Here is a 14,976-nt window from a genome sequence, read left to right on the forward strand (position 1 = left end):
AGACGTTACGTCCAATATATCCATTATGGATACATCCATGTCCGAAACGGACATCTTGCCTGACGCTTGGGCGGCCATGTTCGTGGAAAGTGAGGGTCGAGACTTCCGCGGCCCGACGAGGGCCCCGCCAAGAGGAGGGCGGCGGACAGTCCGAAGAACAGTCAGTCTCTAGGGAGGACACCTGACATGACACCGACCAAGATCACTCTGGCCGCGACCACCGCGCTCGTCACCGCCGGCCTTGCCGGCGCCGCGGCCGCGCAGGAGTACACGATCGGCATCACCCAGAACAACGTGGGCGTCGACAGCTACCAGACCACCTACGAACAGGCCTTCATCGAGGCCGCCGAGGCGAACGAGAACGTCGAGGTAGTGGTGCTGGACGCCGGCGGCGACGTGGCCCGCCAGATCGCGCAGGTCGAGGACCTGATCCAGCAGGAAGTCGACGCCATCATCATCTGGCCGACCAACGGCGAGGCCGTCATTCCCGCCGTGCGCAAGGCCAGCCAGGCCGACATCCCGGTGATCGTCACCAACTCCAACATTGCCGAGCCGGGCTTCGACTTCGTCGCCTCCTTCTCGGGCCCCGACAACATCACGCAGGGCGCGCGCTCGGCCGAGATCATGTGCGACCGCTTCACCGAGCTCGGCATCCAGGACGAGGCCCAGATCGTGCAGATCTCCGGCCAGCCCGGCTACACCACCGCCATCGAGCGGGCGCAGGGTTTCGAGGATCGTCTGCCCGAGGTCTGCCCGAACGTGACCCTGATGGAGACGCAGCCGGGCGACTGGAACCGCGAGAAGTCGCAGCAGGTCATGGAAGCCTTCCTGGTCAAGTACGACGACATCGACGGCGTCTATGCCGGCGACGACAACATGGGCGTGGGCGCGTTGAACGCCGCGCGCGCCGCGGGCCGGTCCGAGGACATCGTCTTCGTCGGCGCCACCAACTTCGCCGTGGGCTACGAGGCCATGGGCGAAGGCGATTACTGGGGCTCGATCTACCAGTCGCCGGTCGACGACGCCGAGGCGGCGCTGCAGACCGCGCTCGACGTGCTGAACGGCGAGGACGTGCCGTTCCTCAACTACTTCGACACGCCGAAGATCACCCAGGACAACATGGATGAGTTCGAGAAGCCTGTCTTCTGATCTCTCCTCCCTGGCCGGGCGCGGGACCTCTCCCCGCGCCCGGTCTCATTCTTCAGCTTCGAACAAGGGTATCGGGTTATGGGACGTGTGGCAGGCCGCTCCTGCATCGTGACGGGCGCCGCCCGGGGTATCGGCCGCGCCATCGGCGAAGCCCTGGTCGAGGAAGGCGCCGACGTCTGCTTTGCGGACATCAACGGTGACGCCGCAGCCGAGGTCGCCGAGGGCGCCATGGGCCGGGTCAACGGGAGCGGCGCGCGCGTGACCCACGCGGCCGTCGACGTCACCGACCGCGAGCAGGTCCGCGCGATGATCGCCCACGCGGTGGAGCGCTTCGGCAAGCTCGACGTCAAGTTCAACAACGCGGGCGTCAACAAGCCCATGAACTTCCTCGACGTGACCGAGGAGAACTGGAATTTCATCATGGGCGTCAACGGTCTGGGCTGCCTCATCGGCATGCAGGAGGCCGCCCGCCAGATGATCGCCCAGGGCACGGGCGGCAAGATCGTGAACACCGCCTCGATCGCTAGCCGGCAGGGCTTCGACAACGTGGCGCCCTACTGCGCCAGCAAGCACGCCGTGGTCTCGCTCACCCAGTCGGGCGCGCGCGACCTGGCCAAGCACAACATCACCGTGACCGGCTTCGCGCCGGGCGTCGTCGCCACCGAGATGTGGGACCAGGTCGACAAGGACCTGATGAACATCGGCGCCGCCGAGCGCCCCGGCCAGGCGATGGAGGAGTTCTCGACCGGGATTCTGCGCGGTCGAGTGGCCCGGCCGGACGACATCACCGGCACGACGACCTTCCTCGCATCGAAGGACAGCGATTACATGACGGGGCAGATCGTAATGATCGACGGGGGGATGACCCTCGTCTGACAGACGTCTCGGGGAGGAGGCGGACATGGCAGACGTATCGGACAAGCGGCCGGCGACAAGCGAGACCGGCAGGGAGGACAGCAAGATGGCGGGCCTGAGCAAGGCGTCCGTGGGAACGTTTCTGGCCAAGCAGGGAATCCTGGTGGCCTTCGTCCTGTTCATCATCGGTTTCACCATCGCGAACCCACGCTTCATCGACCCCGACAACGTGCTCGGCGTCGTCCGATCCTCCGCGATCCTGGGGGTCATGGCGCTCGGCGTGACCTTCGTGGTCATCAGCGGCAACCTCGACCTCTCCGTGGGGTCGATGATGTCGTTCTCGACGATCGTCGTGCTCGACCTGCACGACAAGATCGGCCCAGCCCTCGCGATCCCCGCGATGTTTGCCATGACGCTCTGTCTCGGCGCCTTCATCGGCTTCCTCGTGGGCTACCTGAGGCTCAACTCGCTGATCGTGACGCTGGGGATGCTCTCGGCCATCCACGGGCTCACGCTCACCTATTCCGGCGGCCAGAACATGGACATCGCCGACAAGTCCGGGACCTGGTTCAGCGTCTTCGGCCAGGGCGAGGCCCTGGGGATCCCGGTGCCGATCCTGATGTTCCTCGCGCTCGCCGCTGCACTCGGCGTCATCCTCGCCAAGACCCCTTTCGGACGGAAGGTCTACGCGGTGGGCGGCAACGGCACGGCGGCCACCTTCTCGGGGATCCGGCGGGCGCGCGTCGTCTTCGCCTGCTACCTGATCTCGGCGTTCTGCGTCGCCTGCGCGGGCCTCATCCAGGCCAGCCGGTCGCTGGGCTCGCAGAACACCGTGGGCCAGGGGATGGAGCTCGAAGTGCTTGCGGCGGTGATCCTCGGCGGCGCCTCGCTGCTGGGCGGCTCCGGTACGATCTTCAAGACGGTCATCGGCGTGCTGATCCTGGGCTTCATCCAGAACGGCCTGCTGCTCGTCGGCCTGCAATTCTACGTCCAGTACGTCGTCACCTGGATCATCATCATCCTGGCGGTCTGGCTCGACATCGCGGCCAAGCGCGGCCGGCTCTGGTCACCGATCGCCTGAGGAGGGACACCCCATGAAACCCGGAACCCTCAGCACCTTCCTCGCCCGCGGCGCGATCTGGGGCTTCATCGTCCTCGAGCTGATCTTCTTCAGCATCGCCGGACAGTTCTTCTCGGTGAGCGACAACGCCTTCCTCGACCCGGCGAACATGCTGCTGCTGCTCAAGCAGTCGGCCCCCATCGGGATCATCGCGATGGGCATGACGATCATCATGATCAACGGCAACATCGACCTCTCGGTGGGCGCCACCTTCGCCCTGGCCGCGGTCGTGCTGCTCGACAGCATGACATGGCCCTTCATGGCGGCGATGGGCGACTGGGCGATCCCGCTCGCCTGGACCTTCGCGCTGCTCACCGGTGCGGTGCTGGGCGCGATCAACGGGCTCATCGTCTGGAAGACCGGCGTCGACGCCTTCATCGTGACCCTGGGGTCGATGCTCGGCTTCCGTGGCCTCGTCTTCATGTACAACGGCGAGCAGCCCACCAGCCACCTCAACTGGACGCTGGTCGATTTCGCCGAGGCGCAGTTCCTCGGCCTGCACACCGCCACCTGGTTCCTGCTGGGCGTGACAGCGGTGATCTGGGTGGTGATGCACCGCACCATCCATGGCCGGAACGCCTATGCCATCGGCGACAACCGCGAGGCGGCGATCAACGCGGGTATCCGTGTAGGCCCGCACATGATGCGGAACTTCGTCCTGATCGGTTTCCTCGCGGCCCTCTCTGCGGTGGTATTCTACTCCGAGAGCGGCTCGGTAAATCCCAACGACGGCCAGCTCTACGAGCTCTGGGTCATCACCGCGGTCGTCCTCGGCGGCACCAAGCTCACCGGAGGTTCGGGCTCGGTGATCTCGACCCTCGGCGGCGTCATCGCGATCCAGCTGCTGCGCAAGGGACTGGGCCACATCGGCGCGGACACCGAGACGGTGAACCTCGTGATCGGCCTCATCCTCATCGCCGTTCTCTTCCTCGACCGGCAACTGAACGTGAAGGGCAAGGAGGCCCTGCGGACATGACCCAACCGGCTCTCAGGCTCGAAGGTATCGTCAAGACCTTCCCCGGCGTGCGCGCGCTCGACGGTGTCTCCTTCGACGTCCTCCCCGGCGAGGTCCATGCCCTCATGGGCGAGAACGGCGCCGGCAAATCCACCCTGATGAAGGTGCTGGGCGGCATCCACCAGCCGAACGAGGGGCGCATTCTCGTGGGCGAGACGCCCGCCGTGATGGCGAACCCGCTCGACGCCAAGGGCAAGGGGATCGTCTTCATCCACCAGGAGCTCAGCCTCGCCGAAGAGCTGACGGTGGCGGAGAACATCTACCTCGGCGAGCTGCCGAAGAAGCGCTGGGGCTTCGTGGACTGGGAGACGCTCTACGAGCGCACGGATCGCATCCTGAAGACCCTGCGCGTGGGCTTCGACGCGCGGACTCGCGTGGGCACGCTCTCCATCGCCAACCAGCAGATGGTCGAGATCGCGCGGGCCCTCACCGTGGACGCCAAGGCGGTGATCTTCGACGAACCCACAGCCTCCCTGACCGATGCCGAGAAGGTCGTGCTCTTCGACGTCATCGCCGATCTGAAATCGCAGGGCGTGGGGATCATCTACATCTCCCACCGGATGGAGGAGATCTTCAAGATCACCGACCGGATCAGCGTGCTGCGCGACGGACAGTACCGCGGGACGCTCAACACGGCCGAGACCAACGAGGACGAGGTGACCCAACTGATGATCGGCCGGACGCTCGACCTCAGCCGCAACACCTCGCACCACCAGCTGGGCGAAGTGGCGCTCGAGGCGCGCGGGCTCTCGTGCCGGGGGCTCTTCGAGGACATCAGCTTCGAGGTGCGCAAGGGCGAGGTCGTGGGCTTCTACGGGCTGGTCGGCGCCGGCCGTACCGAGATCGCCGAGACGCTCTTCGGCCTGCGCAGCCCGACGGCGGGCTCGATCCACGTTCACGGCAAGGAGGTGCGCATCCACTCTCCCGCCGAGGCGATCTCTCTCGGCATCAGCCTGGTGCCGGAGGACCGGAAGAGCCAGGGGCTCGTCCTCGGCATGAACTGCCGGGACAATATGACCCTGCCGCAGGTCGGGGAGCTGTCGAGCGGGCCTTTCACCGCCGAGGGCGCCGAGATCGCGATCTTCGAGAAGTACCGCGAGAAGCTGGATATCCGGACACCGAGCTGGAAGCAGACCGTCGGCAACCTCTCGGGCGGCAACCAGCAGAAGATCGTGATCGGGAAATGGCTGTCGATGAACCCCGAGGTGCTGATCGTCGACGAGCCGACACGGGGCATCGACGTGGGCTCGAAATCGGAGATCCACAACCTGATCCGCGAACTGGCGTCCCAGGGCTACGCGGTGATCGTCATCAGCTCGGAAATGCCGGAGGTGCTGCACGTCAGCGACCGGATCGTGGCGATGTACTCCGGCCGCATCATGCGGACCTTCACCTCCGAGGAGGTGACCGAGGACAACCTGATCCAGGCGATTTCGGGCATCGAGCCCGGCAAGAGCGCAGAGCGGGAGCCGGTCAGCGCCTGAGCCCTGCCCCCTGAGACGAAGAAAGCCGCGGGACACCCCGCGGCTTTCTCGAGTCAGATCGGTCCGAGTATCAGGCCGCGGCGGCGCGGCTCACCAGGACGTCGTCGATTTCCTTGGCGGCGGCGGTCTCGTCGTTGCCGCCGACCGCGGCGATCTCGCGCGTCAGACGCTCGAGCGCGGCCTCGTAGAGCTGACGCTCCGAGTAGGACTGCTCGCGCTGATCGTCGGCGCGGTGGAGGTCACGGACCACCTCGGCGATGGCGATCAGGTCGCCGGAGTTGATCTTCTGCTCGTACTCTTGGGCACGGCGCGACCACATGGCCTTCTTGACCTTGGCCTTGCCCTTAAGCGTCTTCATGGCGTGCGAGACGACGTCCGGCGAGGACAGCGCGCGCATCCCCACTTCCGACGCCTTGTGGGTCGGAACGCGGAGGGTCATCTTGTCCTTCTCGAACGAGATCACGAAGAGTTCGAGCTCCATGCCCGCAACATCCTGCTTCTCGATCGAAATGATCTGCCCCACGCCATGCGCGGGGTAGACGACGTAGTCGTCAGGGGAAAAGTCGTTCTTCTTGGTCTTGCTCATCGCAGGGTCCTTCCAGGGGCACCTGACACCATCGGACGACAGAAGACCGGCGGGGACCGGGGCCTCCGTCGATCATCGAGGTTTCTTGCGGTTCAGGATTCCAGCAGCATCGATGCACAATATAGCAGAATCAGCGGCCCAATGGAAGGGCCGCCGCCACCGCTGGGTAAACCGGCGCTTAGCCGCCCTCGCCGGGCGCCTCCGAGAAGAGCTCCATCTTGCCCTCTTTGCCGTCCATCTCGTCGGCGCCGGGCAGCGGATCCTTCTTCGTTATGATCACGGGCCATTTCTCGGAGTACTTCCGATTGAACTCAACCCATTTTTCCATGTCGGGCTCGGTATCGGGGCGGATCGCATCCGCCGGGCACTCCGGCTCGCAGACACCGCAGTCGATGCACTCGTCGGGATGGATGACGAGCATGTTCTCGCCCTCGTAGAAGCAGTCCACGGGGCAGACCTCGACGCAATCGGTGTATTTGCAGGCGATGCAGTTGTCGTTGACGATATAGGTCATGTACCGGCCCGTCCTTCCTTCGCACGCCGACCTAGAACAGCTGCGAGGGAGCTTCAAGCACCCTTGGGACCATGCTTCGCGAGGTCGCGCCGGTCCTTCGCAGAGGGGCGCCCCTTGCCCTCGTACCGGGGCGGCGGGGGCGCTTTCGGCTCTGGCTCCGGCGTGAGATCCTCGTAGAGCTCGCGCGCCTCGGGCGCGGGCCCCCGCCGGGTGCCGATGGCCACGATCCGGACGACCCTGATGCGCTCTCCCTGCGGGAAGGTCAGGACGTCGCCGGGTCCCACCGCGCGGGCGGGCTTCGCGATCGGCGCCCCGTCCAGCCGCACGCGCCCGGCCGAGACGAGCTCGGCGGCCCGGCCGCGCGTCTTGAAGAAGCGGGCCTGCCAGAGCCACTTGTCGATGCGGAGCGTCGGACGCGGCTCCAAGCGGCCTCAGTTCGTCTTGAAGCCGGCGAGCGCCGCCGCGAAGGGATTGTCGGGGTCGATCTTCTTCTCGCGTTTCGGACCTGCGCTGTGTTCGCGCGGGCCCTTCTGGCCACCCTTGGCGGGGCCCTTGGGCCCCTTGCCCTTGGGCTTGCCACGTCCCTTGCCCTGCTTCTGCTCGGGACGGCGGCCCTTTTCGCGGCGACCGGCCCAGGTGAAGGTGTAGAACACCTCCATCTCCGGCTCGGCCTCCTCGGCCTGCGCCGCCACGGCGTCGACCTCGGCGGTCTGCTCGGGCAGCTCCGGCGGAGGCTCTTCCACGGGCGTCTCGTCCGGCGCGTCGGGCGGAGACTCGTCCGGCGTCGGCGGCTCTGCCGGCGGCAGGTCCGGATCGGGCACGGGCGGCTCTTCCGGCGGCACGTCGGGACCGGGCGGCGGCGTCTCCGGCGGGGGCGTCCCCGGCCCGGGCGGCGCCTCGGGCGGAACCTCGGGGCCCGGCGGGGTCGAGGGCGGCGCGGGCGGCTCGCCCGGAGGCATCGGGTCGCCGGCGGCGTCCGTGGGCTCGGTCGCCGCGACCGGCTTCTGCTTCACCCTCTCGCCCTTCTCGGCCTTGTACCCGAGCCCCTCCATGAGGTTGGCGAACTGCTCCAGCGTCATGCCGGTGATCGAGAGCATGTCGGCGGTCGCCTCGAAACCGCCCTTGCTGTCCTTGTCGCGCAGCATGTCGGCGAGGCGTTCCAGCATGTCGATGCGGATCGCCCGCTCCCCCGCGGCGCGGTAGCCGGACATCGCGTAGACGCCCGGCTCGGCATCCTTGGCGGCCGGCACGGTCACGAGGCCCGGCGGCGGCGCCTCGGGGAAGGTATCGAGGCCCTTCTGTAGCGACCAGAGCACCAGCCGGAGCCGCGTCGGCGCGGGCTTGAGCAGGAGCGGCATGAAGACGGTGAACTGCCCGAACCGGACGCCGTGCCGGCGCAGAGCGCCGCGGGCGTCCTGGTCGAGGTCGCGGACCTCCTGCGCGACGTCGCCGCGCGGGATCACGCCGAAATTCTCCACCAGCCGGAAGGCGAAGCCGCGGGCGAGGCCCGTCAGCGCCTCGTCGTTCCGCATCTTCATCAGCGGCTCGAAGTCCTTGGCGATCTTGCGATCGATGAAGTGCTGCAGGCGCCGCTCGACCTTCTGCCGGATGTCGGGACCGGCCTCGTCGTCGACGAAGGGCTCGACGCGCGGCTTCAGCGGATCGTCGCCCGCGGTAAGCTTGCCCACCGCCTCCTTGCCCCACATGAGGCCGCCCTGCTCGGTGAAGTCGAGCTCGGTATCGGGAGAATTGTAGAAGCGGTCGGCCCTCAGGTGGAACTGCGGCGCGAGCGCCTTGAGGGAGGCCTGCCGGACGGTTTTGTCCTCGTCCGCCGTGCCGCTCTTGTCCTGCCGGAAGCGGAAGCCTTCCAGCCGCCCGACGTGCTGACCTTCGACGGTCACCGCGCCTTCATCGTTCACCTCGGCCAACATGGCCTCCTTCTGCTTGAGCCGGCGGAGAAGCACGCTCGTCCGCCGGTCCACGAATCTCTGAGTCAGCGCGCCGTGCAGGGCATCCGACAATCGGTCTTCTACCGCGCGCGTCTCCTCACGCCAACGCGATTCGTCCCTCACCCAGTTCCGCCGCTGAGCGACATAGGTCCATGTGCGGATATACGCCAAGCGTTTCGAGATCGTGTCGATGTCGCCGTCGGTGCGGTCGATCCGTTTGACCTGCCGGGCCATCCAGTCGTCTGGCACGCGGCCGTTCTCGTGGAGGTAGCCGAAGATCTGTCGCAGCAGACCCGCGTGTTCGCCGTGGCTGATCCCACGGAAGTCGGGGATGCGGCAGACGTCCCAGAGCAGCCGGACCGAGGCCCCGTCGGAGGCACGCGCCTGCACCTCGGCGTCCGCCGCCAGCGCCTTCAGCGCCTGCAGGTCGTCGGCCTCGCGCATCCGGCTGAGCCAGGGGTCGTCGGTCTTCTGCTCCAGCGATCCGATCAGCCGTCCGACCGAGCCGAACTCCAGCCGCGCATTGCGCCAGTGCAGCTTCTTAACCGGCTGGAAGCTGTGCGAGGTGATCCGCTCGACCACGCCCTCGTCGATCTCGGGAGCCTCGCCGGTCACGCCGAAGGTGCCGTGGTTCATGTGCCGCCCGGCCCGACCCGCGATCTGGGCGAGTTCCTCGGGCGCGAGGGGGCGCATCTTGCGCCCGTCGAACTTCGCCAGCGAGGAAAAGGCGACGTGGTCGATGTCGAGGTTGAGCCCCATGCCGATGGCGTCGGTGGCGACGAGGTGGTCGACGTCGCCGTTCTGGTACATCTCGACCTGCGCGTTGCGGGTCCGCGGGCTGAGCGCGCCCATAACGACCGCCGCCCCGCCCTTCTGCCGGCGCAGCAGCTCGGCGATGGCATAGACGTTCTCGACCGAGAAGCCGACGATGGCCGAGCGCCCCGGCATCCGGCTGATCTTCTTCGAGCCCGCGTAGGTCAGCTCGCTGAACCGCTCGCGCCGCATGAACTGCACCCCGGGCACATTGGCCGCGATGGCCGAGCGCATGGTCTCCGCGCCGAGGAACAGCGTCTCGTGCAGGCCCCGCGCGTTCAGCAGCCGGTCGGTGAAGACGTGCCCCCGGTCGGGATCGGCGGCGAGCTGGATCTCGTCGATGGCGAGGAAGTCGCAGCCCATCCCGTCGGGCATCGCCTCGGTGGTGCAGACCCAGTACTGGGTCCGCTCAGGCACGATCCGCTCCTCGCCGGTCACAAGCGCGACCACCGAGGGACCGCGCACCGCCTTGATCCGCTCGTAGACCTCGCGGGCGAGCAGGCGCAGCGGAAGGCCGATGATACCGGTGCGATAGCCCAGCATACGCTCGATGGCGTAATGGGTCTTGCCCGTGTTGGTCGGGCCGAGAACGGCCGTGATCCGGGAATTCGTCGTCATCTTGGCCTTTCGCCGGAGGCCGGCTCCCTAGAGCGGGATGCCGTCCTGCCGCAGCTCGAGGCGCTCGAGGGCCTCGGCGACATCCGCCATATAGGGATGGATCTCGAGGATTTCGCGGGAAACCTGCATCGCCGTTTCCTCGTCGCCGATCTGCTCCAGGATGATCGCCAGCCCGCGCATCGCCCCGAAGTGGCGGGGGTTCAGCACCAGCGTCTGGCGGATGTCGTCCAGGGCCGGACCGTAGAGGTCCTGCATGAAGTAGGCCGTGGCCCGGCCGTGATAGGCCTCGGCGAAGTCCGGCGCGTGGTCGATGGCCGCGGTGAAATGCTCGGCCGCGGTGCGGGGATCGCCCGCCTCCAGCGCATCGCGCCCGCGCTGCCACAGCAGGTCGATCGCCGCGGAGCCGCTCTTGGCCCATTCGCTCGCGATGCGCTCCTCGATGCGGCGCGCCTCCTCCTCGGTCTCGGCCGCGGCCAGATCCTGGTACATCTCGTCCAGCGTCTCGGCGCCCGCGGACAGCGAAAGTCCCGCCGACAGCAGCCCCGACGCCACGATACATTTGATGAGGGTCCGAATGCTCGCCATAACCCGGACTGTAGAGGTTGCGGAGCGGGGCGCCACCCCCGCCCCGTCACGAACAAGGGAAAAGGGCCCAGCATGAGCGAAGTCGTGAACGAGGCGGTCACCCGCCTGAACGAAAAGATGGCCGGTCAAGGCTTTGACAGCACGGCCAAATTCGTCATCGAGAACGAAGGCAGCGTGATGATCGACGGCGACGGCGCCCGGGCCGGAGACGAGGACGCGGAGGTCACTCTCACCTCCGACACCGAGACCTTCCAGGCGATTCTCGATGGCGAGGAAAACCCGACGGCCGCCTACATGACCGGCAAGCTCAAGCTCGACGGTGACATGGGCACCGCCATGCGTCTCGCCAGCATCCTCGGATAAAGGTGACGATGGAGCCCGCCCCCTTCTTCGCAGAGGTCGCCGACGGGCCCGACGACGGCGCGGCGCACTGGGTCGAAACGCGGGACGGGCTCCGCCTTCGCATCGGCCACTGGCCGGCCCCCGGCGCCCGCGGAACCGTCCTGCTGTTCCCCGGGCGCACCGAGTACATCGAGAAATACGGCCGCGACGCCCGCGCCCTGGCCGAGCGCGGCTACGCCTCGGTCACCATCGACTGGCGCGGCCAGGGGATCTCCGCCCGGATGCAGGACGACCCGCTCGTCGGGCACGTCGAGGCCTTCCCAGACTACCAGCACGACGTCGCGGCGATGACGGCCTATGCCGACGAACTCGGTCTTCCCCGCCCGCACTACCTGCTGGCCCATTCGATGGGCGGCTGCATCGGTCTGCGTTCGCTCTACGAGGGGCTCGACGTCGTGGCCGTCGCCTTCTCCGCGCCCATGTGGGGCATCCAGATGTCGGCAACCCTGCGCCCGTTCGCCTGGGGCCTGTCCAGCATCGCGCGGCCGCTGCGCTTCGGTCACCGCTTCGCGCCGGGACACGGCGGCGACCCTTACATCATGCGCGCGGCCTTCGAGATGAACAATCTCACCTCGGACCGCGAGATGTTCGACTACATGCAGCGCCAGATCCACGAACACCCGGACCTCGGGCTCGGCGGACCCTCGCTGCACTGGCTGAACGAGGCCCTGACCGAGATGCGCGAGCTTGCCCGCCGCTCCTCGCCCGACATCGCCTGCGTCACCTTCCTCGGCACCGAGGAGACCATCGTCGACCCGGGCCGGATCGAAGCGCGCATGGCCCGCTGGGAAAGCGGCGAACTCGTGCCCGTCGAGGGGGGCCGCCACGAGATCCTGATGGAGGCGCCGCGGCACCGCGAGATGATCTTCAACCGCATCGCCGACCACTTCGCCGCGGCCGCCTGACCGGCGCCTTTGACGGCTCGCCTGCCCGTTCCTATCTTTCTTGCTCTCACCTGAAGGAGACTGATCATGGCCGGCGGCTGGTCGCGCGATGGCGCGGTGAACGAACAGATCGAAGCCTCGATCGAGGACGAACTCAAGCGGCTCAAGGCGCGCCGCGCCCCGCAGGGCGAGAGCGCGACCCACTGCGTGGAATGTGACGAGCCGATCCCCGAGCGCCGGCGCGAGGCGATCCCGGGCGTGAAGCTCTGCGTCGACTGCCAGCAGGAGCGCGACGGCCGCTTCCAGGCGCGCGGCGGCATCAACCGGCGCGGCTCCAAGGACAGCCAGCTCAAGTAGCGCTCTGGCCCTCGCGGCCTGCGCGGCTAGATCGCCCGGCATGGCGGACGTGCTCACCTTCACCGACCGCGGCATCTACTGCCCGGCGGCCGACATCCACATCGACCCCTGGCGGCCGGTGGACCGGGCGCTCATCACCCATGGCCACGCCGACCACGCCCGCCCCGGCATGGGCCGCTACCTCTGCACCGAGGGCTCGGCCCCCGTCATGCGCCACCGGCTGGGCGAGATCGACGTCGAGACCGTCCGCTACGGCGAGCGGGTAACCATCGGCGGAGCGACCTTTTCCTTCCACCCCGCCGGCCACGTCCCCGGCTCGGCGCAGATCCGCGTGGAGGTGGGCGGCGAGGTCTGGGTCGTCTCCGGCGACTACAAGACCGTGGGCGACGGCCTCTCCGAGCCCTTCGAGCCCGTGCGCTGCCACGCCTTCATCACCGAGTGCACCTTCGGCCTGCCGGTCTTCACCTGGACCGCACTGCCCGCGCTCCGCGCGCAGATCAACGACTGGTGGCGCGCCAATGCCGCCGAAGGCCGCGCCTGCATCCTCGGTGCCTATTCCCTCGGCAAGGCCCAGCGCCTGCTGCACGACCTCGACCCCGAGATCGGCCCCATCCTGACCCACGGCGCGGTCGAGAACACCAACGCCGTCCTCCGCGAACAGGGCCTCGCCCTGCCCGAGACCATCCGGGTTGAGCCCGAGACCAGGGGCAAGGACCACCCCGGCGCCATGGTCATCGCGCCGCCCTCCGCTCTCGGCTCAGCATGGGCGCGGCGGTTTCCGAATTCCTCCACCGGCTTCGCCTCCGGCTGGATGGCGCTGCGGGGGGTGCGCCGACGCCGGGCCGCCGACCGCGGCTTCATCGTCTCCGACCACGCCGACTGGCCCGGCCTCAACGCCGCGATCGCCGAGACCGGGGCCGAACGCATCTTCGTCACCCACGGCTACACCTCGATCTTCCGCCGCTGGCTGGAGGAGCAGGGCTACGACGCGAAGATCGTCGAGACCGACTACGAGGGCGAGAGCCTCGACGACGCGGGCGACCAGGAGGCGGCGTGAAGGACTTCGCCACGCTCTTCACCCGCGTCGACCAGACCACCAAGACGACGCGGAAGGTCTCCGCGCTGGCGGATTTCTTCGAGACCGCCGCGCCCTCCGACAGGCTGTGGTGCATCGCGCTCTTCTCGGGTCGCCGCCCGCGCCGGGTCATCACCACCTCGCTCCTGCGCGAATGGGCCAGCGAGCGCGCCGGCATCCCGCTCTGGCTCTTCGAGGAGAGCTACCCCATCGTCGGCGACCTGGCCGAGACCATCTCCCTCGTCCTGCCGGCCGGCGAACCCGCCGAGGACAAGCCGCTCACGTTCTGGATCGAGCGCCTCGCCGAGCTCTCCCGCGCCGACGAGGACACCCGAAAGGCCGGCATCCTCGAGGCCTGGGAGGGGCAGGACCGCACCGAGCGGCTACTCTTCACCAAGCTCCTCACCGGCGGTTTCCGCGTCGGCGTCAGCCAGAAGCTCATGACCCGCGCCCTTTCGCAGGCCACCGGGCAGGAAGAGGCGCTGCTGACCCACAAGCTGATGGGCAGCTGGACCCCGGAGACCACGACCTGGGAGCGGCTGATCGAGGCCGAGGACCCCTCCGCCGATCTCTCGCGCCCCTATCCCTTCTACCTCGCCTACCAGCTCGAGGAGGGCGACGACCTCGGTCCCGCCACCGACTGGTTCGCCGAGCGCAAGTGGGACGGCATCCGCGGCCAGCTCATCCTGCGCGGCGGAGAGCATCACCTCTGGTCGCGGGGCGAAGAGCTGATGACCGACCGCTTCCCTGAGTTCGCGCGGCTCATCGACTACCTGCCCGAGGGCACCGTCATCGACGGAGAAGTCCTGGCCTTCCAGGACGAACGCCCCCTGCCCTTCAACGCCCTGCAGAAGCGGATCGGCCGCAAGACCGTGCCGAAGAAGCTGCTGATCGAGAGCCCGGTCGTCCTCATGGCCTATGACCTGCTGGAGGAGGCGGGCCGCGACGTCCGCGACCAGCCCTTCGCCGACCGCCGCGCCCGGCTGGACGCGCTCGTCGCCCAGGCCCCCGCCGAGGCACCCGTCCGCCTCTCGCCCAACGTCTCGGCCGAAGACTGGGAGTCGCTGGCGGAGACACGCGCGGAGAGCCGGGACTTCAACGCCGAGGGGCTGATGCTGAAGCGCCGGGACTCGCCCTACCTCTCGGGCCGCAAGAAGGGCGACTGGTGGAAGTGGAAGGTCGACCCGCTGACCATCGACGCGGTGATGATCTACGCGCAGCAGGGCTCGGGCCGCCGCGCCAACCTCTTCACCGACTTCACCTTCGCCGTGCACGACGGCGACACCCTGGTGCCCTTCACCAAGGCCTACTCCGGCCTGACCGACGCCGAGTTCCGCCGCATCACCCAGTGGGTCCGCAAGAACACCGTCCAGCGCTTCGGCCCGGTCAGGCAGGTGACCCCGACCCACGTCTTCGAGATCGCCTTCGAGGGCATCCAAGAAAGCCCCCGCCACAAGTCCGGCGTCGCCCTCCGCTTCCCCCGCATGGCCCGCTGGCGCCACGACAAGCCGGTGGCGGAGGCCAATACCCTTGAGGACCTCAAGGAGATGCTGCGGATGTACGGCTAGGG

Annotated in this window: 15 protein-coding genes; 10 read left to right on the top strand and 5 right to left on the bottom strand. The window is 67.9% G+C overall.

From position 1 onward, the window contains the following. Nucleotides 1–186: 186 nt before the first annotated feature. From F3S47_RS02985 to F3S47_RS03005, 5 genes are all read left to right on the top strand, one after another. Nucleotides 187–1,149: a sugar ABC transporter substrate-binding protein gene (locus F3S47_RS02985; RefSeq protein WP_150443716.1), complete on the top strand. Its 963-nt coding sequence runs from the start codon at nt 187–189 to the stop codon at nt 1,147–1,149. A 78-nt stretch (nt 1,150–1,227) separates the two neighbouring features. Then, the gene (locus tag F3S47_RS02990) at nt 1,228–2,025 is read left to right on the top strand and encodes an SDR family NAD(P)-dependent oxidoreductase (protein ID WP_150443717.1); all 798 of its coding nucleotides are present in this window, start codon (nt 1,228–1,230) and stop codon (nt 2,023–2,025) included. An 85-nt stretch (nt 2,026–2,110) separates the two neighbouring features. Beyond that, a complete protein-coding gene (locus F3S47_RS02995; protein ID WP_150444200.1) occupies nt 2,111–3,085 on the top strand; it encodes an ABC transporter permease in 975 nt (324 codons plus the stop codon). 13 nt (nt 3,086–3,098) lie between these two features. Beyond that, a complete protein-coding gene (locus F3S47_RS03000; RefSeq protein ID WP_150443718.1) occupies nt 3,099–4,100 on the top strand; it encodes an ABC transporter permease in 1,002 nt (333 codons plus the stop codon). Beyond that, nucleotides 4,097–5,623, top strand: coding sequence for a sugar ABC transporter ATP-binding protein (locus tag F3S47_RS03005; RefSeq protein WP_150443719.1), 1,527 nt, complete (start codon nt 4,097–4,099; stop codon nt 5,621–5,623). Before F3S47_RS03000 ends, F3S47_RS03005 begins: the two co-directional genes overlap by 4 nt. 70 nt (nt 5,624–5,693) lie before the next feature. On the opposite strand, the gene F3S47_RS03010 is transcribed toward F3S47_RS03005, so the two are convergent. The 5 genes from F3S47_RS03010 to F3S47_RS03030 all read right to left on the bottom strand — a co-directional run bounded on the left by F3S47_RS03010 (nt 5,694) and on the right by F3S47_RS03030 (nt 10,688). After that, nucleotides 5,694–6,209, bottom strand: a complete 516-nt coding sequence (locus F3S47_RS03010; RefSeq protein WP_150443720.1) for a CarD family transcriptional regulator — start codon at nt 6,207–6,209, stop codon at nt 5,694–5,696. 178 nt (nt 6,210–6,387) lie between these two features. After that, nucleotides 6,388–6,723, bottom strand: a complete 336-nt coding sequence (gene fdxA, locus F3S47_RS03015; protein WP_150443721.1) for a ferredoxin FdxA — start codon at nt 6,721–6,723, stop codon at nt 6,388–6,390. A gap of 53 nt (nt 6,724–6,776) precedes the next feature. Then, nucleotides 6,777–7,148 carry an RNA-binding S4 domain-containing protein gene (locus F3S47_RS03020; protein ID WP_150443722.1) on the bottom strand — a complete coding sequence of 124 codons (372 nt, stop codon included), beginning with the start codon at nt 7,146–7,148 and terminating at the stop codon, nt 6,777–6,779. A 6-nt stretch (nt 7,149–7,154) separates the two neighbouring features. Continuing rightward, nucleotides 7,155–10,103 (bottom strand): helicase-related protein, encoded by a 2,949-nt coding sequence (locus F3S47_RS03025; RefSeq protein ID WP_150443723.1) that lies wholly within the window; start codon nt 10,101–10,103, stop codon nt 7,155–7,157. A gap of 27 nt (nt 10,104–10,130) precedes the next feature. After that, entirely contained in the window at nt 10,131–10,688 is a 558-nt protein-coding gene (locus F3S47_RS03030) for a tetratricopeptide repeat protein (protein ID WP_150443724.1), read from the bottom strand. A gap of 72 nt (nt 10,689–10,760) precedes the next feature. Between F3S47_RS03030 and F3S47_RS03035 the strand changes: the two genes are divergently transcribed. The 5 genes from F3S47_RS03035 (at nt 10,761) to F3S47_RS03055 (ending at nt 14,974) form a co-directional block, all read left to right on the top strand. Next, nucleotides 10,761–11,051 (top strand): SCP2 sterol-binding domain-containing protein, encoded by a 291-nt coding sequence (locus tag F3S47_RS03035; RefSeq protein WP_150443725.1) that lies wholly within the window; start codon nt 10,761–10,763, stop codon nt 11,049–11,051. A gap of 8 nt (nt 11,052–11,059) precedes the next feature. Continuing rightward, nucleotides 11,060–11,995 (top strand): alpha/beta fold hydrolase, encoded by a 936-nt coding sequence (locus tag F3S47_RS03040; RefSeq protein WP_150443726.1) that lies wholly within the window; start codon nt 11,060–11,062, stop codon nt 11,993–11,995. A gap of 66 nt (nt 11,996–12,061) precedes the next feature. Next, entirely contained in the window at nt 12,062–12,331 is a 270-nt protein-coding gene (locus F3S47_RS03045) for a DksA/TraR family C4-type zinc finger protein (RefSeq protein WP_150443727.1), read from the top strand. A gap of 40 nt (nt 12,332–12,371) precedes the next feature. Next, nucleotides 12,372–13,388, top strand: a complete 1,017-nt coding sequence (locus tag F3S47_RS03050) for a ligase-associated DNA damage response exonuclease (protein ID WP_150443728.1) — start codon at nt 12,372–12,374, stop codon at nt 13,386–13,388. Continuing rightward, nucleotides 13,385–14,974 carry an ATP-dependent DNA ligase gene (locus F3S47_RS03055; RefSeq protein ID WP_150443729.1) on the top strand — a complete coding sequence of 530 codons (1,590 nt, stop codon included), beginning with the start codon at nt 13,385–13,387 and terminating at the stop codon, nt 14,972–14,974. The genes F3S47_RS03050 and F3S47_RS03055 overlap by 4 nt, the downstream gene beginning before the upstream one ends. The last annotated feature ends 2 nt before the right edge of the window (nt 14,975–14,976 follow it).

Origin of the sequence: Histidinibacterium aquaticum (genome assembly GCF_008710275.1) — a bacterium.
Lineage (GTDB): Bacteria > Pseudomonadota > Alphaproteobacteria > Rhodobacterales > Rhodobacteraceae > Oceanicola > Oceanicola aquaticus.